Consider the following 22,615-nt stretch of genomic DNA (forward strand, 5'->3'; position numbering starts at 1 on the left):
ACCTGAAAATATCGGCGCTAAATATAATCATTAAACCTATTTTCACGCTTTCTTTTTGTGGACAACACATATTTTAATGATTAATTTAATTGGAACGATGAAAAGACTACTTGTGCTGGGAGCCTGTGCCATGCAGCTTTCTATGACTGCTCATGCGCAACAGAAAACCAATCCGGACGACATCAAAGGCAAAATGCAGTGGTTTGCCGACGCCAAACTGGGCATCTTCATCCACTGGGGCATTTATTCGGTAAAAGGAATTGATGAATCCTGGTCATTCCACAACAAAAAAATCTCCCACCCCGATTACATGCAGCAGCTCAAAGGCTTCACTGCCAGTAATTACAACCCGCAGGAATGGGCCGACCTGATCAAAGAATCCGGCGCCCGCTACGCGGTAGTCACCACCAAACACCACGATGGCGTGGCTTTGTGGGACAGCAAATACAGTAAACTCGACGTTGTCAACAGCACCCCTGCCAAACGGGACGTACTGACACCACTCTACACCGCTTTGCGGCGCGACAGTATCAAATGTGGTGCCTATTTTTCGTTGATCGATTGGAGTTATCCCGATTATCCGCAGTTCCTGAAAGACAGCAACCGCTATGATATCAAGACACAACCCGCACGCTGGCAGCGTTTCCTGAAATTCTACGAAGGCCAGATGGAAGAAGTGATGACCAAATTCAACCCCGACCTCTGGTGGTTTGATGGCGACTGGGAACACTCCGCCGAAGAATGGGAAGCAGACAAAATGCGTAAAATGCTCACCACCCATAACCCCAACACCATTATCAACGGGCGTTTACAGGGCTATGGCGATTATGACACACCGGAACAAAATTTCCCCGTTACACGCCCTCACTACCACTGGTGGGAACTGTGCATGACCATCAACAACAACTGGGGATGGCAACCACAAGACACCAACTGGAAAACACCTTTCGAAATCATCACCATCTTCGTAGATGCAGTAGCCAACGGCGGTAACCTCCTCCTCGACATCGGCCCTAAAGCAGATGGCACCATCCCTGCAGAAGAAGTGAACATCCTGAAAGAACTGGGCGCCTGGAATAAAAAGAACGGCGAAGCTGTTTTTAATACCATCGCCGGACTGCCACTGGGACACTTTTACGGTCCTACCACCCTCTCTAAAGATTCCGGCACACTCTATCTCTTCCTGCCTGGCAAAACCAGCGGACAGGTAGTGATCAAAGGCCTGAGCAACAAGATCGAAGAGATCAGCGTTGTAGGCAACGGTACCAAACTGAATCATAAAGTAGTCGGTAAAATCTCCTGGAGCCCTGTACCAGGCCTCGTGTACATCGATGTGCCGGAAAACGTGCAGGACAAATATGTAACGGTGCTGAAAGTAAAACTGGATAAACCGGTTAAGCTGTACCGCGGCAAAGGCGGATTTCTGACCAACGAATAACCAACATTTTTGTCCCCAGGGCTGAAGCCCTGAGCTACGATGTGTTTCAGGCTACTTCTAAGGCTGTGTTGATAGCTGGTGGCATAAAGCCCTCTACTGCTGAACAGTAGATTGATATCATAACAGTATCTTTACAAAATCTGAAAGACAAGGTAGCCCGGGGCTTCATCCATTATGCTGGAGCAATGGACGACCCAAGATGGGTACCCACGTTTTGTTCACAAAACCCAACGGTTAATTAACTTGAAAAACATCGTAACCCAGGGCTTTAGCCCTGGGACCGGGAAGATCACATTAGACGCCCTTCGCCCTTCCTGGCTGCCAAAGCAGCTGGAGGCAGCTATGCTGCGGCTCGACAAGCTGGACACGGAGATCTCAGGTAATAAATGGTTCAAGCTTAAATACAATCTGGAAGCGGCGCGGCGCGAGGGCAAACAGCACATTCTTACCTTCGGTGGCGCGTATTCCAATCATATTGCCGCCACTGCCGCGGCCTGCCGCGAGGCCGGGTTGCGCTGCACCGGTATCATCCGTGGCGAGCGGCCTTCCGTATTGAGCCATACGTTGCAAACCGCACTGCATCAGGGTATACAGCTGGAGTTTATCAGCCGGGAATCTTACCGCGACAGCCGTCCATCTTTTGAAAACCGCCCGGATACGTACATTATTCCGGAGGGCGGGCACAATGCCGCCGGCGCCCGTGGTTGCGAAGACATCCTCTCCCTTTTTCCCACGGAGCATTTTACCCATATTCTTTGCGCTGTGGGGACAGGTACCACGCTGGCCGGCCTCATCAACAGCGCCACGGCCATGCAGACTGTTGTCGGTATTCCGGTCCTGAAAGGCGCCGGTTATCTTGAAGCCGATATCAAAACCCTGTTACATACCGGTCAAACCAGCCACTGGCAATTGTTACATGATTTTCATGGCGGTGGTTACGCTAAAGTAAAACCGGAACTTATAGATTTTATCAATACTTTTTTTGCAGAAACCGGTATTCCGACGGATATCATTTACACCGGAAAATTAGTGAAGGCTTTCCGCGAATTAATCCATCAGCGCTACTTTGCCGACAATAGCAAAGTATTATTAATACATACCGGCGGGCTACAGGGCAATCTTTCCCTGCCTTCGGGCGTTCTCTCCCTGTAAAAACTGTTCATTATATTTGAACGGTAGTGTATTTTTGCCAACTTATAAGAGCTTACGGATTTTTTGTATGAAGCAGGTCGTGCGTTTAACATTCGCCATAGGATTTTTTTTATCGATAGCACTCGCAGGTAAGGGTCAGGAAATGCTGCCCCCGGTATTACCTGATTTTTCGGCCACTATTAAAACCGGTAAAATTCAGCTGGACTGGATATCCGGATTTATGGAGGTAAAAGAGATCGGCATTCAGCGTTCACTGGACAGCGTGCTGAACTTTAATACCATTGGCTACGCCAGCTATCCTACGCAAACACGAAATGTGTATCTGGACAACAAACCGTTGCCCGGCAATAACTATTACCGTCTCTTTATCCTGTTCAACAACGGACGGTTTATCTACAGTAAAACCCTGCTGGCACTGCCCGACAGTACCATCAGAGCAGATATGAAACTGCAATACGCGGATATTAAGGATGCAACCCGCAACCCGAACAAACCCGCTGAAGAGAATAAAGAACCTAAGGTGGTATGGCACCCATCTAACTATATCTACACCACCGCTGATGGCAACGTCAACATCAAACTGAATGACGCTCCACAGAAAAAGTATTCTGTCAAATTTTTTGAGCCCAACGGTACTTTCCTGTTTGAGATTGAGCAGGTAAAAGGCCCTTCCCTCATTCTGGAAAAAGCCATCTTCATGCATGCCGGCTGGTTCAATTTCGAACTGTTTGAAGACGGCCATCTGAAAGAGAAATGGAACTTCTTCATTCCACTGAACTACCGCATGTAAATTGCTTATTTAGTCATTTGGTTATTTTGATATTATATTAATAAAATATCAAAATAACCAAATGACTAAATGATTAAATGAGCGCAGCGCCAAACACTTCCGCAAAATGCTTTTTCAGCCTGGCTTTCACTTCATCCTCCGGCACCTGACGACCCAGTTCCTTGTCCAGTGAAGCCACTTTTTTATCCGCGATGCCACATGCAATGATATTGTCGAAGTAGTTCATGGAGGTATTCACGTTGAGGGCAAAGCCGTGCATGGTTACCCAGCGGCTGCAGCGCACGCCCATGGCGCAGATCTTACGGGCTTTAGTTTTGTCCTGCGGGTCCAGCCATACGCCGGTTTCTCCCGGAGACCGGTCGCCGGTAACGCCGTATTCCGCCAGGGTGCGGATGACCACCTCTTCGAGGTAACGCAGGTATTTCCCGATATCGGTGAAGAAATTTTCGAGGTCGATGATGGGATATCCTACTATCTGGCCAGGGCCATGGAAAGTGATATCACCACCGCGGTTGGTAGGCACGAAGCCGATCCCCTGTTGGTCCAGCTCTTCCTGGCTCAACAGCAGGTTTTCCATATGCCCGCTTTTGCCAAGGGTATATACCGGCGGATGTTCACAGAAAAGAAGATAATTAGTAGTGGGTTTAGGCCACTGGTCCGGCGTTTGGGCCTTCCGTTGTACATTCTCCTTCAATAGCTGTTCCTGGTAATCCCAGGCTTCCTGATAATCTATTTTGCCAAGGTCTCTGACGATGATCTCCTGCTTTTCCATACTGAAAAGTGCTACACTCCTATGCTTTTTTCCGGACTAACCAGTCCGGGTCTTTAAAGAGAAAAATCCCGAGATGCAAAGATATAAAACAAAGCGCTAAGGCGCATCAAGGCGGGGTAATGCGTCAGTTGCTGCCAATTATACCTGTCATCAGTGGCTCCTGCCCGGTTTCATATCGTCGGGCGTCCCGGCCCCGCCCCAGATGTCATTTTTCTGTAATGTCCGGCCTGAAATGCGCCTCCCGGCCGGTTTACCAGACAAGCCCTGCGGCATACCCTCACGGCTACGGGTATTTTATTTTACCTTTGCCAAAATTTACTGTAATGGCTGAAGAATTGCTGGAACTGGAAGACGAGCTGGAAAACGGGGAGGGCAGTGAGGAACTGTATGAGAAGATCAACATGGTGGTGGATAAAGGCCAGGAACCGATTCGTATCGACAAGTTCCTGACCGCCCGTATTGAAGGCATTACCCGCAACAAGGTCCAGAATGCACTGGACACGGAGATGGTATTGGTAAACGACAAGCCCGTTAAAGCCAACTACAAGATCAGGCCGCTGGACAGGATCATCGTATTCTCCAATAAAAATCCGGAAAGCACCGAGGTAATACCGGAAGAGTTACCACTCAATATTGTTTATGAAGATGATGACGTACTGATCATCGATAAGCCTGCCGGTATGGTGGTACACCCCGGTTGCGGCAACTATACCGGTACGCTGGTCAACGGTCTTTCCTGGTACCTGGGCGACAAAACACAGGCTACCACTCCTGAAATCCCGCGTTTCGGGCTGGTGCACCGCATTGATAAAAATACTTCCGGTCTGCTGGTAGTGGCGAAATCTGAAAAAGCCATGACCGATCTGGCCAAACAGTTTTTCGACCATACCGTTCACCGTCGTTATATAGCCCTTGTATGGGGTGATTTTGAGGAAGATGAAGGAACAGTGGTGGCTCACGTGGGCCGTCACCAGCGGCTGCGCAAAATCATGGACGCCTATCCCGACGGCGAATACGGCAAAGAAGCCATTACCCACTACCGCGTGCTCGAACGCTATAACTATGTTACCATGGTAGAATGCCGCCTGGAAACAGGTCGCACCCACCAGATACGTGTGCACATGCAACATATCGGGCACTCCCTCTTTAATGACGACACCTACGGCGGCAACCGCATCCTGAAAGGCACCATTTTCGCCAAATACAAACAGTTTGTGGAAAACTGCTTCGAGATCATACCCCGGCATGCGCTTCATGCACAGCAGCTGGGCTTTATCCACCCTCGTACCCGTCAGCAGATGTACTTTGAAAGCCCGCTACCATCGGACTTTACACAGGTGCTGGAGAAATGGCGCCGGTATACTACCGCCCGACCCTTACAGGAAGAAGAAGGAAAACAACAAAAATGGGAAGATTAAAATAGTAAAAGCCTCCGCAGACAACTCTCTCCGGAGGCTTTTTATTTCATGGCAAATTATTATTATTAATTTACATATTTCGATTATCTTAGCGGCCATTACCATGTCAACAACATGAGAAGCCGCCAAATACGTCGTCCCTTTCGCACCTTATTTCTGCTACTGGCCCTGCTGCCGGTTGCCCTAAAAGCCAAAGCTGTTACCGCTTTCACGGCATCGTCTACCTGCGTGCAGGATAGTGTGTTTTTTGTAATCAAACAGCCGGCAGGCATCGACTCTGTAAAATGGTATTTTGGCGATCCTCCCACCGCAGCCAAAGACACTTCCAATAAGATAAAAGGCGCTTTTCACGTGTACCAGCAAACAGGCACCTACACCGTTACATTGGTGGCCTGGCGTAACGGGGTACAGGACATCACCACACAGCCTATCACCATTGTTACACCGGTCATCTATGACTTAGGGCCACAGGATGTCACCCTCTGTCAGGGCGGCACCATGACGCTCAGCGCCCCTGTCATACCCGGCGCCACCTACCTGTGGCAGGACAGCTCCACGGCCCCCACTATTCTGGTAGATACCTCCGCTACCTATAAAGTGAAAATCAATGGCTGTCTGATACCCGATTCCGTCAACGTATTTTATACGCCGATACCCAAGGTAGACCTTGGCCCGGACCTGATATTGTGCTCCGGCGAACAGCTCCAGCTTGATGCCACCGCACAGAACTGCACCTATCTCTGGAACACCGGCAACACCACGCCTGTACAGGATGTACGGACCACCGGCACCTACAAGGTGCGTATATTTCCGAAAGGATGTGCAGAGATAGACGACGAGATCACCATCACGTTTACCGGTCCGCCCTACCCTTTCAGCCTCGGGCCCGACACCCTGCTGTGCCCGGGCGAGTCCATTACGCTGGCGCCTTCCGTTCCGGAAGCCACCGCCTGGAAATGGAGCAATGGCGCTACGACACCGTCTATCAGCGTTAACTATGAAGCGAATATCTGGGCGTTGGTGGAGATCAATCATATCTGTAACGTGGTAGACACGATTTTTGTCAACTTCAACCGGCTACGCAAACTCAATCTGGGCAACGATACTACTATCTGCAAAGGCAATTTCCTGGTGCTGACAGCCGATTTTGGCAACGGTTTATACCGCTGGCAGGACGGCTCCGACCAGGCCACCTATTATGTCACCAAACCGGGCAACTACTTTGTGCACGCGCAAATAGGACGATGTGAATCTTCAGATACCATCCATGTGTCTTTCAATGATACGCTGCGGGTGCGTCTGGGGCCGGACACGCTGTTGTGCCGCAATGAAGTATACCAGATCCCGGTGGTGGGCGCGGGCGGCGCGCCATTCAAATGGCAGGACAGCACCAGCGTACCGCAATACATTGTGCGGCAGCCGGGCATCTATTCGCTGCTGGCCTGGAATGCCTGTGGCAAGAGTGTGGATTCTGTAAGAGTGGAATATCACGATTGTGAGTGCGCCGTACATTTCCCCAATGCGTTTACACCTAATGGCGACGGGCGCAACGACTACTTCCGGCCACGATACCGGTGCCCGATAGAACAATATACCCTTAGTATCTACAATCGTTGGGGGGAACGGGTGTTCTATACCAACGATCCGCAGATAGGCTGGACTGGCCGTGTAAAAGGCCTGCAGGCAGATCTGGGCACCTACGTGTGGATTGTGGATTATCGCGAAGTGTACACCCGCATTCCGGTGCATAAGACCGGTACCGTGACGATATTATATTAGTTATTCCGCCGCCTTAAAATCATAGAATTTAGCTACAAAAGTGGCTGTTTCCCGCTTTTTGAATGCCACGTCCCAGGTACCGTTGTAGGTCACCAGTGCGGGTATCAGCAGGCCAAACTGTTTGGTCATCTGCACATTCATCTTCACATTAAAATCAAACAGCATTGTTTTATAGGACAGGGCGTATTTACGGCCTACGATTTCAAAGTTCTCCTTGTTGAACCAGGTGATGAGCTCATCGATCACCACGTCGCCACGATCTATGCGGCTAAGGTCTGGCTTGGCTTTGGCGGTAAACACGTAACAGGGGGTGCCGTCCACATAGTTTTCCGCGCTGATGGAGAAATCGTAAAACCGCATCACGTCCCGGTCGAAGATGGCTACTTTGGGTCCCACGATGGGCACGCCTTTCACGGGTTTACCGGGGTTAAAGATGAGTTGTTTGAGCTGGGCTTTATGACGGGCCATGGCGCCGCCGGTATTTTCAGGTGTTTCACCGTTGCCGTCTACACATACCGTTCCCTGGGTAAAGAAGAGGTTGCCGTATAGTTCTGCCGTATAGTAGTTGTAATTGCCTTTGCGGGTGTAGAAGTCGCCGGTGACTTGTTGATCGAGCACTTCCATGTTGCGGCAGCGGCCTTTTACATGCTGTGCGGTTTTGCTTTTGAGGGAGGCCTGTATCTGTCCTTTTTTATCGAGGATGCGGATGTCATTGTCTGCCTGAAACCCAACGATATGCAGGTTTTTGAAGGCACGGTAGAAGGTGGTGTCTTCTTCCACCCTCTTAATAAAACTATTAACGTCGAAGCCTATACGCTTAGCTTCCACGATCACTTCATCGAGGTTAACGGTCATTCCCTTGTACCGGGCAGTGTCCTGCGCGGCCAGGTGTGTAAGTTGCAGGCAGCACACAACAACGGTTGCGGCTATACTTTTCCAAAAATGTGACATGCTGCAATTTAGGGAAAAGCTGTAAGCTTTCGGGTGTTAGGAATTCGTTAAAAAAGCAGCGGAGACAACAGGGTTGCCGATGGCCCTGTTATCTCCGCTGTGGTCAGTGGTGTAAACGGGCCGGCAGCGGGGGCTGCCGGCGGTTGATGTTATCAGCCCGGGATTTTTCCGGCTACGTACATCTGCTCCATGGTTGGAGAAACGGCGCCACCTTTCTTTTCCAGGGTTACGGCAAACATTTGTGCTTTGCCGGTGATCTTCATTTTTTGCAGCAGGCTGGCGGTATCGCCCATTTCAAACACGCCCATATCCACTGGTTTGCCATCTACGATAGCCCACAGTTGGTATTGCTTGTCTGCGGCTGGTTCCGGCAGGTTGTTGACTTTCAGGTATACCTGTTTGTCGTCCTGGTTCCAGAACACCGTTGCTACGGCAGTCGGGAAGGCTGCAGTACCAGGCATGGCCACTTTCATGACTTTCGGGTTTTCCATGATTTCCATGGACTCAGTGAGTTTTTCCAGTCTGGTTTTGTACTCGTTGGTTTTGGAGATGATGGAGTTTTGGGATAGGAGTAGTGACTGGTATTTGTCTTTGTACTCGCGGAATTCCTTCCATCTGTTGAAGTAAAAAAAGTTGAGAATGACGCTGCCAATGAGCAGTACGGCGGCTGCTGCAGCGATCCACTTCCAGGAAACTCCTTTTGTTTCCGGAACGGACAGGACGTTGGTTTGTTCCATGGGCGATGTTTTAGTGAGTTGTGGTATATCAGCATTGGTTATAGCTGTATCCGATGTGAGGGGATATGTATGAATGAGGTCTAACAGGCGAATTTTAATGCTTTCCGGTGGGGATACGGACTGGAGCTTCACATATTCTTCGAGGTTGCGTTGACAGGTAGCCACTGCTGCGGCCACTTCGGGATATTGATGCATGGCAGCCTCCAGCTCCTGGCTTTCCTTTTCGGAAGTCAGGCCGGCAGTATACAATTCTATCAGTCCGGACGATATGATGAATTGGGCGTCCACGCAAGTTGTTTATTTGTTCAAAATGTTCCTTAGCTGGATGATGGCATTACGTAGTCTGGTTTTCACCGTACCTAAAGGAATATCGAGTGCCCGGGAGATTTCTTCCTGGGTACAGCCTTTGTAATAAGCCAGATCGATAAGGGTACGTTGTTCTTTGGTCAGTTTGTCCAGGACTTTGGAAAAACCGAGATGATCGATGGACTGGTACACGGTTAACGGGCCACCGTTTAGATGTACGTCGTCCGTAATATTTTGGATTTTCTGTTCCAGTTTATAAGCTTTGGAGCGTAGCACATCGATCGCCGTATTGCGGGCGATATTCAGCATCCAGGTAAACAGGCGTCCTTTGTCCTCATTGTACTGGTCCGCATAGCGCCATATCTTCAGGAACACGTCCTGCAGTACATCTACTGCCTGGGCATGATCATTCAGCACCTTTACGACCACGCCATAGAGAGCAGGCGAATAGTGATCATAGAGGAAACTGAATACTTTCTGGTCACGGGCATGAAGGCCCTGTACCAGTTCTGCTTCTGTGTATGTTACATGATAATCCAAGACAGACCGCCAGGTTTGGTTGATCGGTGTATTTGGTTGAATTCATTCCATGACATCATAGGTAGCGCCGTTCGCAACTGAAAAATCAATATAGACTACCTTGCTAATCTGTGTAAACTGTGCCGAGCGTGTAAACTAATGGTTTTCCGAGGTATTCTTGGCAATTTACGGATTAATCAATTACAACCCGTAGTTACCACTTACTATTTCTGTACTTTGGCTGATAGCTGCAGCTGGTCCATGGTGGGCAGTGCGCTGCCGCCTTCATTTTCGAGTGTGATGGCAAAGCCTTCTGCGGCTTCGGCCGGTTTCATGGACTGGATTTTTTGTGCCATCTGCGCTCCGCCATGGAACACACCAGCATCCACGAGTTTCTTATTACGGATAGCCCACAATTGATATTGTTTACCAGCGGGTGGCATCGGTAAAGCCTGTGCCATCAGGAAAACAGCGTGGGAAACGGGGTTCCAGCATACCGTTACGATCTGTCCGGCATTAGCGCCAAAACCTTCCAGCTTGATCCATTTAAAAGCGGGGTCTTTGAGCATATCCAGCTCTTTCTGCAATTCCGTATGTGCAGTGAGCGACTGGCTTTCCTTTTGAGCGTCCAGTTTTTCTTTGGCGGCTACCAGCGACTGGTAGCGGCTTTTATAATCTGTAGAGCGACTAAAGAAAAAGAAGTTAAGTATCACACTGCCGAGAAACAATGCGATAATAGCCGCTGCTATGTATTTCCAGATTTTTTCTGTGGAAGGCTTATGTCCGTTGATGCGTTTCACGGGTGTTGCCCGGGCAGGAGCGGCCGAGGGGGCACGTAGTTCTTCCGGTAACAGGACGTTGCCTGCCGGTGTTTCTTCCTCACGGATGATATCCAGCAGCCGGTCTTTGATGCCTGCCGGCGGCGCCATGGCATACAACTGTACAAACCGCTCCCTGTCCAGTTGTAACTCCTGAACAGCAGCTTTCACCTGAGGGTATTGTGCGACGACTGTTTCTACTTCGTTTTGTTCTGCATCGGGTAGCAGTCCAAACACATAACTCTCCAGGATACCGGACGATATGTAACGTTGTACATCCACTGTGCGTTATAATTGTTTTAATAGGATTCTCAACTGCATAATCGCATTGCGCATTCTGGTCTTCACTGTCCCCAACGGTATATCCAGGGTTTTTGCGATTTCTTCCTGTGTGCAGCCTTTGAAATAAGCCAGATCAATAATAATACGCTGATCTTTGGGAAGGCCTTCGATCACCTTTGTTAATCCAAGATGATCTACGGACAGGTGTACGGCCAGTTGTGGCTCATACATCAGATTAGCGCTGGTTACATCCTGTACTTTTTGGTCAAGTTTGTGAGCTTTTGACCTTAAACTGTCGATAGCGGTATTCCTGGCAATGTTGAGCATCCAGGTAAACAGGCGGCCTTTGGAGGGATCGTATCGGTCTATATTCTTCCAGATCTTGATGAATACTTCCTGGAGCACATCTCCCGCGGAAGCATCATCCGTAACTATTTTGAGTGCTACCCCATACAACGCGGGGGAGTAGTGGTCATACAAATAACTGAATAATTTTTCATCCCTGGCTTGCAGTCCCTGAACGAGCTCTATTTCAGTATATGATAAGGTAGTTCCCAAAATGGATACGGATGGTTGTCTTTATAATACCAAAATAACGGGTTTTCTTTACATTACAAAATTATTTCCTATTTCGGGAAGGTCATTTTGTAGTCTACCCTTATCTTTCCTTTGGTGATATCATCGAGTTTGCTTTTCAACATCCTGCGTTTCAGCGGTTTGAGATGATCGATGAACAGCTTGCCGTCGATGTGGTCATATTCATGCAGAATGACACGGGCAGTAACGCCGGTGAAGGTTTTCTGCTGCGGTTCGAAATTTTCGTTCACATAGGAAAGCGTCACCGTCTCGTCGCGGTATACGTCTTCCCGTACTTTAGGAATGCTCAGGCATCCTTCGTTATAAGCCCATTCCTTGCCACCGGTTTCCACGATGTGTGCATTGATAAACACGTCCTTCACTCCTTCATCTCCCGGATAATCGTTTTTCTCATCGTCTTCCAGGTTATCGATGATCTGTTTGCTGTCTACTACAAACAGACGGATGGATTTGTTTACCTGAGGGGCGGCAATGCCTACTCCGTTGGAGCCGTACATTGTTTCCCACATATTGGCAATAAGTTCCTTCAACTGGGGATAATCGGGCGTAATATCTTCTGCTACTTTTCTCAGTACCGGATGCCCATATGCAACAATTGGCAATATCATGATGTTGTGCTGGTTTTAATTGATCTGCAAAGGTACGACATTTGGTTATTTTGATATTTCGATATTTGGTTATTTCATAGGAGCTACGCTGCTAAATGCCTAAATATTAAAATAAAAAATATTTAAATGATTAAATACCTACATTTTATTTTGCAGGTACTCCTGTAAAATGATCGTTGCGCTGATTTCATCCACCAGGCCTTTATTCTGACGGTCCTTTTTTTTCAGCCCACTGTCGATCATACTCTGGAAGGCCATTTTGGAAGTAAAGCGTTCATCTACCTTTTTTACCGGCACCTGCGGAAAGTTTTTCCGGAGAATACGGACACATTCTTCCACCAGCGGGGTGGCATGTGTAGCATTGCCATCCAGGTTTTTAGGTTCTCCGATGATGATCGCCTCCACTTCTTCCGCTGCGAAATATTTTTTCAGATAAGGGATCAATTCATGGGTAGGGATGGTCGTAAGCCCGCTCGCAATCAGCTGCAGCGGATCTGTCACCGCCAGTCCGGTCCTTTTTTTTCCATAATCGATCGCCATTACACGAGCCATATCATTTAGAAATTTTGATATTTGGATATTTGGATATTTAGAGAGCTGTTTTGAATATAGGTTATTTAGTTCCTGAAAGACTTATGCACAGTCAATTTCAAAATAATCAAATAACTAAATATCAAAATAGCAGCATGTCTGCAATGACAAAAACGGCAAACAGCACGCTGGCAATGCCGTTGGTCGTCATAAACATCACATTGACCTTGCTCAGGTCATTGGGTTTCACCAGCAAGTGCTGGGATATCAGCATGGAAATGAATACAGCAGCGCCTATCCAGAACAGCCAATGATAGTGCCCATATATACCGATGGTGATGACCAGTGCGGCCGCTATCACATGCAGCAGCTCCGAGAAACGCAACGCGCCGGAGAGGCCCAGCCATGCCGGGATGGAATTCAGCTGCTGCGATTTGTCAAAATCTTCGTCCTGCAGGGAATAAATAATATCGAAGCCGGACACCCAGCACAGCACCAGCACGGAAACCAGCACCGGCAACAGGGCAAACTCGCCGGTCACGGCCAGGTACGCTCCTATCGGCGCCAATGACAGGCCTACGCCCAGCACCATATGACACAGGGCCGTAAAACGTTTGGTATAGCTATATCCCAGCACCACCATCAACGCGATGGGCGACAGGAAAAAACAAATACGGTTAATAAACCAGGTCGTGAGTATAAACAACATCACATTGATCAGGATGAAGAACATGGCGTTCTGCGGGGAAATGATGCCTGCGGGGATCTCCCTTTTGGCCGTTCGCGGATTCAGCTTGTCAATGTCCATGTCCAGCCAGCGATTGAACGCCATGGCGGCGCTGCGGGCAAATACCATACACAACACCACCAGCCCGAAGGTAACCCAGCTGAAACTGCCCCCACCCTTCGTAGTGGCCATAAAATAACCTGTCAGTGCAAACGGCATGGCAAAGATGGTATGACTGAACTTTACCAGCGACAGATACTTGTTAATAGTAGTAATCATATGTAAACAGTTGAGCTAACAGCTCTTAAATATAACCTTATCGATACTGTATCAGCGGCCTGCGACGGCCTTCAGTTTTACAAAGATATCCCAAACTACAATACCGGTGCTGACAGAAATATTCAGGGAGTGTTTCATGCCGGACTGGGGTATTTCTATACAGCCATCGGCGGTTTTCATCACTTCCGCGTCCACGCCGCTCACTTCATTGCCGAACACGAGCGCCACGGGCTGGTCTGCTGGAGGGGTGAAAGCATCGAGCATCACGCTGCCGGCGGCCTGTTCAATCGTAATAATCCGGTATCCGGCATTTTTCAACGCCTGTACAGCTTCCAGGGTAGTAGGGAAATATTGCCAATCCACCGTTTCGGTAGCGCCGAGGGCCGTTTTGTTAATATCACGATGAGGAGGCACCGGCGTATAGCCACACAACACAATGCCCTGTAACAGGAAAGCATCTGCGGTACGGAACACGGACCCCACATTATGCATACTCCGTACATTGTCCAGTACCAGTACCAACGGCGTTTTATCTGCTGCCTTGAACTCGTCCACCGTTTTACGGCCCAGTTCATCCATGCTTAGTTTTCTCATGATCTGCAAAGATAACCGGATCGGATGAGTTTTATATATTTGCGCCATGGCAAAAACGAAATCAGAAGAAACGCCACTGATGCTACAGCATAAGGCTATCAAAGACAAATATCCGGATGCAGTACTTTTATTCCGCGTGGGCGACTTTTACGAGACCTTCAATGAAGACGCTGTGATCGCCTCCCGGGTACTGGGCATTGTGTTAACCAAAAGAGCCAATGGATCTGCTTCTTACGTTGACCTGGCAGGTTTTCCCCATCACTCGCTGGACACCTACCTGCACAAGCTGGTAAAGGCCGGACATCGTGTAGCCGTCTGCGATCAGCTGGAAGACCCTAAAACAGTAAAAGGTATCGTAAAGCGCGGGGTGACCGAAATGGTGACGCCCGGCGTGGCCGTCAATGACAAACTCCTGGAGAACGCCAGCAACAACTTCCTGGCAGCCGTTCACTTCGACAAAGACGTGACCGGAGTCTCCTTCCTCGATATATCCACCGGTGAATTCATCATCGCCGAAGGCAGCATTGAATATGTGGACAAGCTCCTGCAGAGCTTCCGTCCTGCTGAAGTAGTGTTTGCCCGCCAGCAACAGAAACACTTTAAAGCCACCTTTGGCGGCCGTTTTTATACTTACAACCTCGATGAGTGGATTTTTACCACGCAGTATGCGGAAGACATTCTGCTGAAACACTTTGAAACCCACTCCCTCAAAGGTTTTGGCGTAGAAGGCATGAATGCCGCCATCATAGCGGCCGGCGCCACCATGCACTACCTGAAGGACACCGAACATCCGCATCTGCAACATATCACCCGCATGCAACGCATCAGCCAGGAAGACTTCCTGTGGATGGACCGTTTCACCGTGCGTAACCTGGAACTGTTGCACAGCAGCGTGGAAAACGGTCATACCCTCCTCAAAGTGCTGGACAATACTGCCACCCCTATGGGCGCCCGCCTGCTCAAACGCTGGCTCGTATTTCCCCTGCGTGACATTGCCCATATCAATCAGCGACTGGACACCGTCACCTATTTCATCAAAGAAACGGAGCTGGCCCAAAAGCTGGTACATCACCTGAAACAGACCGGTGACCTGGAAAGGCTGGTATCCAAAATTCCGCTGCGTAAAATCAACCCGCGGGAAGTGATGCAGCTGGCCCGTTCCCTCGAACAGGTACAGGCCGTACAGCACCTGTTGTTCAAAAGTGAGAACGACCATCTGTTACGCCTCAACGAAAAACTGGACATCTGCGCGCCTATTCTCAACAGGATTCTGAACGAAGTGATGGAGAACCCGCCGGTACTGGTGAACAAAGGCGGCGTTATCCGCGATGGCGTGAACGCAGAGCTGGATGAACTGCGTAACATCGCTACCAAAGGCAAAGACTATCTACTGCAGATACAGCAGAAAGAGTCGGAAGCTACCGGCATCCCTTCCCTGAAAATAGCCTTCAACAATGTTTTCGGCTACTACCTGGAAGTAACCAACACCCATAAGAACAAAGTGCCCGACACCTGGATCCGGAAACAAACGCTGGCCAACGCCGAACGGTATATCACACCGGAACTGAAAGAATACGAAGAGAAGATCGTGGGCGCCGAAGATAAAATACTGGCGCTGGAAACGCGGCTGTTCGACGAACTGCTGGCAGCCCTTCAGCCCTTCATAGAACCGGTGCAGCAGGATGCACAGGTCTTTGCGCAGCTCGACTGCCTGCTGTGCTTTGCCCACAACGCCCTGCAATACAAATACCGCCGGCCGGAGATCACAGACGGTTATCAACTCGATATCCGCGAGGGTCGTCACCCGGTGATCGAAAGGGGCCTGCCGGCAGGCGAAAGTTATGTAGCCAACGATATCCAGCTCAATAAAGACGATCAGCAGATCATCATCCTGACCGGTCCCAATATGAGCGGTAAATCCGCCCTGCTGCGGCAAACAGCCCTGATCACCCTGATGGCGCACATGGGCAGCTTTGTACCCGCCACCAGCGCAGAGATTGGGCTGACCGACAAAATATTTACGCGTGTAGGCGCTTCCGATAACCTGAGTGGTGGTGAATCCACCTTCATGGTAGAGATGAATGAAACCGCCAGCATCATCAATACCATCACGCCCCGCAGCCTGGTGATACTGGATGAAATTGGCCGTGGCACCAGCACCTATGATGGTATCTCCATCGCCTGGAGCATTGTGGAATACCTGCATGATATGACAGACCATCGTCCTAAAACATTGTTTGCCACACACTATCATGAACTGAATGAGCTGGAGAACAAACATACGCGGGTGAAAAACTTCCATATCACCAATATGGAATCAGGTAATAAGATCATCTTCCTGCGTAAACTGGCGCCGGGAGGCAGCCGTCACAGCTTTGGTATACATGTGGCCCGCATGGCCGGTATGCCCCCGGAACTGATCAACCGGGCCAACGAAGTGCTGGCCAATCTGGAAGAAAAACACATCGATACTTCCTTACAGAAAAACATCAAAAATATTGCGACGCCTACACAGAAACTGCAACTCAACATTTTTGACGCCCACAGTGATACCTTCCAGCAGATCAGAGAGAAACTGGGCACTGTAGACATCAACAGGCTTACTCCTGTGGAGGCACTACTGAAACTAAGCGAGATCAAGGAGATGATTAATTAAAAGATAGGGCGGAACTGTGGACACAGCCTGCCGCTTTTATATCTGATAAGCGTGATAGTAGCAGCAGCCGGCTACCACCCCGGTGCTGCTATATCTGGTCCTATGCTTGCCAAAATTAGGGTTAACGTTACGCATGCCGGTCTTTTACCGGATGGTAACCATATAGCGAGTTTCATTATCCGTCATGCAGATTTTATGAATATGGTATGATGGATCGTGTTAAAAGGAAATAAAAAGTTATTGCCCGGATGCTGTCCGGAAAAAGGATTCAACATCGATGACGTACAATTACAATAGCCCAACAAAGATATTATTCACTGACGCTGATATGGTTGGTTAAATCTTCACCAATACCCAAAATTACTGCTTAATTGTAGGCCTATTTGTAGTAGTTCTTCAAAGTGATAGTCATAATACTGCTATACTGTAGAATTATTACTACAGGAAAGACATTCCGGCATGTACACCGATAAGATTGAAATCCAACGTATACATTTGGGATCATAACCTAAGTTCCTTTAGGAGCGGGAATAAAAAGGCGGCTGCCCCTTCTTCGGAACAGCCGCCTTTTATTTTATCAGCAAACTTTGTTAAATAGCTGTACTTGCTATCATCCTATTTTTTATCCCACCATACACGTCCGGTGAAATCGTTGTCGGCATTGCCGTACTCTCCGGTTTGTCCCATTTCGGTGATCGCATTGCGCCAGTTCACCTGGTTAGCGATGGTAGGCTGAGGCAGTGCCCAGCGACGAGGGATCACGACAGTTTGGCCAGCCACCTGCATGGGTTCAAATGCCAGGATACCACCTTCTTTCGGGATACCTGTTCTTTTCCAGGCGCCCCATGCTTCCCAGGGGGATTTGAACAGGTTCAGGAAGTTCTGAATGTTGATTTTCTCCAGGAGAACGTCGTTGGCGCCGGTGAAGGCTACCGCATCGTTCGCCATGTACTTGGTGATCGCAGCGGCGTCCAGCGGAGCATAGTCGCGGATTTTCGCTTCGCGGCCCATGTCATCGTATGCTTTGATGGAAGCTTCCACACCGTTGTTATAATAAGTAGCGGCAGTACCGGAGATGATACCTCTTACCGCCAGTTCCGCCAGCATGAAGCATTGTTCTGCATAGCTCAGGATTGGCTGCGTATAGCGGGCACCGTTATTGTTACCGTTTTCAGCGTCCAGGTCAAACAGGCGACGTTGTACGGCTGAAATAGTATCCAGGGTACGAGTGACTTCCTTGCCGTTGAAGGTCATCGTATAACGTTTCACGTTAAAGATCACAGTATCCGCTTTCACGTTTCTTCTGTCAGGGCTGGCAGGCAGACCGAAATAACGACGTTCGTTATACTGCATGGAAGGGAAAACACCACCTTTTACGAGACTGTCCACCAGCTCTTTGGTATAGCTGTTTTTCTCATAGAAGATGCCCAGACGGGGATCGCTGTTGTTGTACATGTAGTCCAGCATGTTTTTGCTGGCAGACAGCGGGTTGTTGTCCATAGCCCAGTTACCGGCACGGGCAAAGCTCTGATCTGCGGAGATGAACTTCCACTCATCAGCATTACTTTCGAACAGACCGTTTTTAACGGCCATCGCGTCTGTAATGATAGCGGTAGCTTTATCCGGTGTTCTTTTCAGCTGGCGCATGGCCAGTTTGATACGGAGTACGTTACCCGCTTTCGCCCATTTGTTGATGTCGCCGGAATAGAAGATTTCAGCGTTGCCGGGAGAAGCTTGCCCGGAAAGGCCGCTCTGCAGGGTGGCAACCGCCGCTTTCAGTTCACTATCCCAGATAGGGAACATTTTCTCCTGCGTATCGTAAGTAGGGGTATAGTTAGCATCGGAGCGTGACTGGAACGCATTGGTGTAAGGAATGCTGCCGTTGGCATCGGAAGCTCTCCAGGCGCTGTACACCTTCAGGATTTTAGCGATGGCCAGCACATTGCCATACTGTCCGCGTTCTGCTTCCGGTTTTTTTGCCACTACCGCTTCCATTTCCACGAGGTTACGACCGATGTTTTTATAGAAGGCGTTGTAGAAATCGTTGGTATTGGTTGGGCTGAAAAGGCCGGTGGGAGAAGCTCCCGGAGCTGCCACACCAAACTGCATCCACTTCATCTGATAGGTGTATGCATCATAGAACCAGTCAAAATCACGGTCTACGATACCTTTTTCAGACTGGGTGATCAACATTTCCGGAGGAACGTCCTGGCTTACCTGCGGATTAGTGTTGAGATCTTCAAAGTTTTTGGTACAGGCGCTCAGCATCATACCTGCTACTGCTACGCCCAATCCCCATTTATTTACATTTTTCATGTTGGTCAGTTGTTAAACGGTTATTAGAATCCTACCTGTACAGTCAGGCCCATGTTACGAACAAATGGAACCGCGCCATACTCAGAGAAGGCAGAAGTTTTGTTGTTACGTACCGCTTCCGGGTTGATGTGGTCCGGCAGGTTGTTGAACAGGTAACCCAGGTTGCGGCCCACCAGGGACACGCGCAGGCTGTTCAGTCTCCAGCGTTGTACCATTTCGGTAGGCAGGGAGTAACCCAGGGATACTTCACGCAGTGCCACGTAAGAAGCGTCGAATACAGAAGCTTCGCGGATACCGATACCCCAGTCGCCAATCATACCATAATATTGGAATGGCGTCAGCGGAGTTACATAACCTTTTTCATATGCCTGTTGGTAAGTCATACCATCCAGCACCACATTCTGACCATCTTTGGAGATAGTCGTTCCTTTCTGGAACACCGCGTCCGGGATCATACCGTCGTTGCGTTTTACGCCGGAAGCATCTGTGAAGGTGATACCACCGTGTTCGGTGTCACGACCCTGCATAGTGTTGGCGGTAGTACCACGGCCGGTACCATATTGGTGGGAAGCAGAGAAGAAGTCACCACCGATACGTGCCTGGATCAATACGCCGAGGCTCCAGTTTTTGTAAGTGAAGTTGTTCTGTAAACCCAGGTTGAAGTCAGGCATGATGTTACCTACAACAGCATTGCCGCGTACAAATTTGTAAGGGAAATCGCTACCACCGAGGGTAATGATCGGTTTACCGTTGGCATCGCGGGTATAACCGTAGTCTGTTACCAGGTTACCGTAGCTACCACCTACAGAAGCGATGGCTTTCACACCCTGGTCTTCGTTCAGTTGCAGCTGATCTACGCCCGGAGTGAGGCTCATGATTTTGTTTTTGTTGCGGCTACCATTCAGCGTGACGTCCCAGGTAAAGTTTTTGTTCTGGATAGGTGTACCGTTGATGGACAGCTCGATACCTCTGTTGATCATGCTACCAGCATTGATATAACGGGAGGTAACACCGGATTCAATCGGCGTAGGCAGATTGATGATCTGGTTGGTGATGTTGGTGCGGTACCAGGCGAAGTCAAAGCCCAGACGGTTGTTGAAGAAGCGAACGTTAGCACCCAGCTCCCAGCTTTTAGAGATGGAAGGTTTCAGGTTCATGTTCGGCAGAATGTCTGAGTTGAAGATGTTTACCAGCGGCAGGTTTTTGCCGGAGGAAGCACCCTGGAACAGGCCAGTAGTATAATAACCGGTGTTGATCTGATATGGATCGAGGTCACCGCCCACCATCGCGTAGGAGGCGCGCAGTTTACCGTAGCTGATCCAGGAAGGCATTTCTTCTTTCAGTGTCTGGGTGAATTCCCACGCAGCACTTACAGAAGGATAGAAGTAAGAGTTAGTAGTGCTTCCTTTGCTGCCAGCAGGATAAGTCAGGGCAGACGACCAGTCGTTACGGCCGGTCACGTCCAGGAACAGTTCATTATTGTAAGCCAGGCTGGCTGCGAAGAACACGGAGTTGATACGTTTGCGGAGCAGCGGATCATTTTTCACGATCGGTGCGTTCACGCTGTTGGTGATATCATACAGGAAAGGAATACGCAGACCACCATCGGTGTAGTTGTTGTATTGTTTACCGATACCGCTGTTCCATGTTTCAGCGCCCAGGTTCAGGTTACCATCGAATTTTTTGCCCAGTTTAGGGGTGATGATCGCCATACCGGTGAAGGTGTACTGGGATTTGTTGACGCCGGCAACAGAGTAGAAGCCGTCGGAACCTTTAAAGAAGGCAGAGGTGCCCACTTCCTTACGTTCGTCGGTAGACTGCTCGCTGCTGAAGTTGGCTTTACCAACGAATTTCAGCCAGTCGGTAGCTACTGCCGTGAGGGAGAAGTTACCGGTAACCAGGGACTCTTTACGGGTCCAGCTGTTGTAAGCCTGCTGATAGAAATAGTCGGCGCCCGGGCTGGTGCTCAGGTTAGCGCGGCCACCATTAGGTCCGAGATAATTTTCCGGTTTGCTCCAGATGGACGGATCGTAGTTACGGGGGAACACATACACCCATTTACGACCTACGTTGTAGCTGGTGTAGTCACCACCCTGACGGTCGGGGTTCAATGTTTTAGAGGTAGCGTAAGTTACGCCTGCATCTGCGCTCAGTACTTTAGATATCTGGGAGGAACCACGGAATGCGAAGGTATTTCTGCCGAAGCTGTTGTTCGGAGAAACGCTGTTATTGTCCAGGTGGGAGTAAGACAGGCGGAAAGTTCCTTTGTCGTTACCACCTTCCATGGCCACGTTGGTATTAAAATATTTACCGGTCTGGTAAAGATCTTTAGCGTTGTTTGGTTTAGGCGTGAATGGAACGCTTGTGCCATTGGCCAGTTGTACCATTCTGCCGTCCATTTTAGGACCGAAGCTATAACCACCGGCAGTGTTGTCGTAAGAGCCGTCAACACCCTGACCGTAGCCATTTTGCAGGTCGATGGCGCCACGATATACTTTTTCGATTTGTGCAGTCTGGCTAACGGTAACGCCTATTCCTTTTCTCGCATTCCCTTTTTTGGTGGTAATGAGGATGGCGCCGTTGATAGCGCGGGAACCGTAGAGAGCTGTTGCAGCAGCGCCTTTCAGCACGGTTACAGACTCATAATCGTCCGGGTTGAGGTTTTTCAGTACGTTACCGAAGTTCACGTCAGCGGCACTTTCATCGTTTTCGAAGATCACACCATCCACAATGAAGATAGGCTGGTCTTTACCATTTAATGATTTAGCACCACGCAGCACGATACGGGGAGCAGCAGCAGGGCCACCCGCAGCAGCGGAGATATCCAGGCCGGCTACTTTACCCTGCAATGCAGACACGGGGTTGATAGAGTTGGTTTTGGCAACGTCCGCACCTTTCAATTCTGTTACCGCATAGCCGAGTTTACGTTGTTCACGTTTCAGGCCCATGGCGGTAACCACAACTTCGTTCAGATTTTTGTTGTCTTCTTTCAGAACAACGGTCAGGGAGGATTGTCCGTTTACCGGCACTTCCTGATTGATAAAACCGATGTAAGAGAGTACCAGGGTAGCGTTAGGGCCCACCTGTACTTTAAAGGTACCATCAGCGCCCGACATGGCACCGTTGGCAGTCCCTTTCTCCTTTACCGTAACTCCCGGCAAAGGCGTTCCTTTTTCATCTTTTACGGTTCCCGTAACAGCTTTCTTATCCTGCGCCCATGCAGCCATGCAACAGCATAAGAAAAGCAACGTGGTGAGAAGAAATGATCTTCGCATAGCTTCCTTTTGGTTTAAATTATAACAAAGTGATCAGTCACATGATAACGCATGGCAAACCCGTCACCAG

General features: G+C 49.3%; 18 protein-coding genes. 6 read left to right on the plus strand and 12 right to left on the minus strand.

Annotation, left to right across the window (positions count from 1 at the left end; translation table 11 throughout):
* Nucleotides 1-97: 97 nt before the first annotated feature.
* From ICL55_RS17395 to ICL55_RS17405, 3 genes are all read left to right on the plus strand, one after another.
* The gene (locus ICL55_RS17395; protein WP_188099523.1) at nucleotides 98-1,438 is read left to right on the plus strand and encodes an alpha-L-fucosidase; all 1,341 of its coding nucleotides are present in this window, start codon (nucleotides 98-100) and stop codon (nucleotides 1,436-1,438) included.
* Nucleotides 1,439-1,681: 243 nt separating this feature from the next.
* Entirely contained in the window at nucleotides 1,682-2,590 is a 909-nt protein-coding gene (locus ICL55_RS17400) for a 1-aminocyclopropane-1-carboxylate deaminase/D-cysteine desulfhydrase (protein ID WP_188099525.1), read from the plus strand.
* Between the two features lie 67 nt (nucleotides 2,591-2,657).
* Complete coding sequence (locus ICL55_RS17405) at nucleotides 2,658-3,380, plus strand: hypothetical protein (protein WP_188099527.1); 723 nt, start codon at nucleotides 2,658-2,660, stop codon at nucleotides 3,378-3,380.
* A 73-nt stretch (nucleotides 3,381-3,453) separates the two neighbouring features.
* Here the strand turns inward: ICL55_RS17405 and lipB are convergent, their stop codons facing one another.
* Complete coding sequence (gene lipB / locus ICL55_RS17410) at nucleotides 3,454-4,152, minus strand: lipoyl(octanoyl) transferase LipB (protein ID WP_188099529.1); 699 nt, start codon at nucleotides 4,150-4,152, stop codon at nucleotides 3,454-3,456.
* Between the two features lie 323 nt (nucleotides 4,153-4,475).
* On the opposite strand from lipB, the gene ICL55_RS17415 reads away from it, so the two are divergent.
* Together ICL55_RS17415 and ICL55_RS17420 are read left to right on the plus strand one after the other, a co-directional pair.
* Nucleotides 4,476-5,570: an RluA family pseudouridine synthase gene (locus ICL55_RS17415; protein ID WP_188099531.1), complete on the plus strand. Its 1,095-nt coding sequence runs from the start codon at nucleotides 4,476-4,478 to the stop codon at nucleotides 5,568-5,570.
* A 114-nt stretch (nucleotides 5,571-5,684) separates the two neighbouring features.
* The gene (locus ICL55_RS17420; RefSeq protein WP_188099533.1) at nucleotides 5,685-7,349 is read left to right on the plus strand and encodes a T9SS type B sorting domain-containing protein; all 1,665 of its coding nucleotides are present in this window, start codon (nucleotides 5,685-5,687) and stop codon (nucleotides 7,347-7,349) included.
* On the opposite strand, the gene ICL55_RS17425 is transcribed toward ICL55_RS17420, so the two are convergent.
* The 9 genes from ICL55_RS17425 to ICL55_RS17465 all read right to left on the minus strand — a co-directional run bounded on the left by ICL55_RS17425 (nucleotide 7,350) and on the right by ICL55_RS17465 (nucleotide 14,298).
* The gene (locus ICL55_RS17425) at nucleotides 7,350-8,300 is read right to left on the minus strand and encodes a hypothetical protein (RefSeq protein WP_188099535.1); all 951 of its coding nucleotides are present in this window, start codon (nucleotides 8,298-8,300) and stop codon (nucleotides 7,350-7,352) included. It abuts the gene before it with no gap.
* 152 nt (nucleotides 8,301-8,452) lie between these two features.
* Nucleotides 8,453-9,325: an anti-sigma factor domain-containing protein gene (locus tag ICL55_RS17430; RefSeq protein WP_188099537.1), complete on the minus strand. Its 873-nt coding sequence runs from the start codon at nucleotides 9,323-9,325 to the stop codon at nucleotides 8,453-8,455.
* Nucleotides 9,326-9,334: 9 nt separating this feature from the next.
* A complete protein-coding gene (locus ICL55_RS17435) occupies nucleotides 9,335-9,883 on the minus strand; it encodes an RNA polymerase sigma factor (protein ID WP_188099539.1) in 549 nt (182 codons plus the stop codon).
* 203 nt (nucleotides 9,884-10,086) lie between these two features.
* Complete coding sequence (locus ICL55_RS17440; protein ID WP_188099541.1) at nucleotides 10,087-10,962, minus strand: anti-sigma factor domain-containing protein; 876 nt, start codon at nucleotides 10,960-10,962, stop codon at nucleotides 10,087-10,089.
* A 6-nt stretch (nucleotides 10,963-10,968) separates the two neighbouring features.
* Nucleotides 10,969-11,520, minus strand: a complete 552-nt coding sequence (locus ICL55_RS17445; protein WP_169228712.1) for an RNA polymerase sigma factor — start codon at nucleotides 11,518-11,520, stop codon at nucleotides 10,969-10,971.
* Between the two features lie 68 nt (nucleotides 11,521-11,588).
* Entirely contained in the window at nucleotides 11,589-12,167 is a 579-nt protein-coding gene (gene def / locus ICL55_RS17450; RefSeq protein WP_188099543.1) for a peptide deformylase, read from the minus strand.
* Between the two features lie 138 nt (nucleotides 12,168-12,305).
* Nucleotides 12,306-12,719, minus strand: coding sequence for a Holliday junction resolvase RuvX (gene ruvX, locus ICL55_RS17455; RefSeq protein WP_188099545.1), 414 nt, complete (start codon nucleotides 12,717-12,719; stop codon nucleotides 12,306-12,308).
* A gap of 121 nt (nucleotides 12,720-12,840) precedes the next feature.
* Nucleotides 12,841-13,704: a UbiA-like polyprenyltransferase gene (locus ICL55_RS17460; protein WP_188099547.1), complete on the minus strand. Its 864-nt coding sequence runs from the start codon at nucleotides 13,702-13,704 to the stop codon at nucleotides 12,841-12,843.
* A 51-nt stretch (nucleotides 13,705-13,755) separates the two neighbouring features.
* Nucleotides 13,756-14,298: an RNA methyltransferase gene (locus ICL55_RS17465; protein WP_188099549.1), complete on the minus strand. Its 543-nt coding sequence runs from the start codon at nucleotides 14,296-14,298 to the stop codon at nucleotides 13,756-13,758.
* A 46-nt stretch (nucleotides 14,299-14,344) separates the two neighbouring features.
* Here ICL55_RS17465 and mutS point away from each other — a divergent pair, with 46 nt between their 5' ends.
* Complete coding sequence (gene mutS / locus ICL55_RS17470) at nucleotides 14,345-16,954, plus strand: DNA mismatch repair protein MutS (protein ID WP_188099551.1); 2,610 nt, start codon at nucleotides 14,345-14,347, stop codon at nucleotides 16,952-16,954.
* Between the two features lie 615 nt (nucleotides 16,955-17,569).
* On the opposite strand, the gene ICL55_RS17475 is transcribed toward mutS, so the two are convergent.
* Together ICL55_RS17475 and ICL55_RS17480 are read right to left on the minus strand one after the other, a co-directional pair.
* Entirely contained in the window at nucleotides 17,570-19,270 is a 1,701-nt protein-coding gene (locus ICL55_RS17475; protein WP_188099553.1) for a SusD/RagB family nutrient-binding outer membrane lipoprotein, read from the minus strand.
* A 23-nt stretch (nucleotides 19,271-19,293) separates the two neighbouring features.
* The gene (locus ICL55_RS17480; protein WP_188099555.1) at nucleotides 19,294-22,545 is read right to left on the minus strand and encodes a SusC/RagA family TonB-linked outer membrane protein; all 3,252 of its coding nucleotides are present in this window, start codon (nucleotides 22,543-22,545) and stop codon (nucleotides 19,294-19,296) included.
* Nucleotides 22,546-22,615: the final 70 nt, after the last annotated feature.

It is taken from the genome of Chitinophaga varians, assembly GCF_014529945.1.
Lineage (GTDB): Bacteria > Bacteroidota > Bacteroidia > Chitinophagales > Chitinophagaceae > Chitinophaga > Chitinophaga varians.

Excerpts from the sequence above, each read along its gene's own strand:
- ICL55_RS17395 (WP_188099523.1), top strand. The coding sequence starts at position 98 with ATGAAAAGACTACTTGTGCTGGGAGCCTGTGCCATGCAGCTTTCTATG.
- ICL55_RS17405 (WP_188099527.1), top strand. The coding sequence starts at position 2,658 with ATGAAGCAGGTCGTGCGTTTAACATTCGCCATAGGATTTTTTTTATCG.
- lipB (WP_188099529.1), bottom strand. The coding sequence starts at position 4,152 with ATGGAAAAGCAGGAGATCATCGTCAGAGACCTTGGCAAAATAGATTAT.
- ICL55_RS17415 (WP_188099531.1), top strand. The coding sequence starts at position 4,476 with ATGGCTGAAGAATTGCTGGAACTGGAAGACGAGCTGGAAAACGGGGAG.
- ICL55_RS17420 (WP_188099533.1), top strand. The coding sequence starts at position 5,685 with ATGAGAAGCCGCCAAATACGTCGTCCCTTTCGCACCTTATTTCTGCTA.
- ICL55_RS17425 (WP_188099535.1), bottom strand. The coding sequence starts at position 8,300 with ATGTCACATTTTTGGAAAAGTATAGCCGCAACCGTTGTTGTGTGCTGC.
- def (WP_188099543.1), bottom strand. The coding sequence starts at position 12,167 with ATGATATTGCCAATTGTTGCATATGGGCATCCGGTACTGAGAAAAGTA.
- ruvX (WP_188099545.1), bottom strand. The coding sequence starts at position 12,719 with ATGGCTCGTGTAATGGCGATCGATTATGGAAAAAAAAGGACCGGACTG.
- ICL55_RS17460 (WP_188099547.1), bottom strand. The coding sequence starts at position 13,704 with ATGATTACTACTATTAACAAGTATCTGTCGCTGGTAAAGTTCAGTCAT.
- ICL55_RS17465 (WP_188099549.1), bottom strand. The coding sequence starts at position 14,298 with ATGAGAAAACTAAGCATGGATGAACTGGGCCGTAAAACGGTGGACGAG.
- mutS (WP_188099551.1), top strand. The coding sequence starts at position 14,345 with ATGGCAAAAACGAAATCAGAAGAAACGCCACTGATGCTACAGCATAAG.
- ICL55_RS17475 (WP_188099553.1), bottom strand. The coding sequence starts at position 19,270 with ATGAAAAATGTAAATAAATGGGGATTGGGCGTAGCAGTAGCAGGTATG.
- ICL55_RS17480 (WP_188099555.1), bottom strand. The coding sequence starts at position 22,545 with ATGCGAAGATCATTTCTTCTCACCACGTTGCTTTTCTTATGCTGTTGC.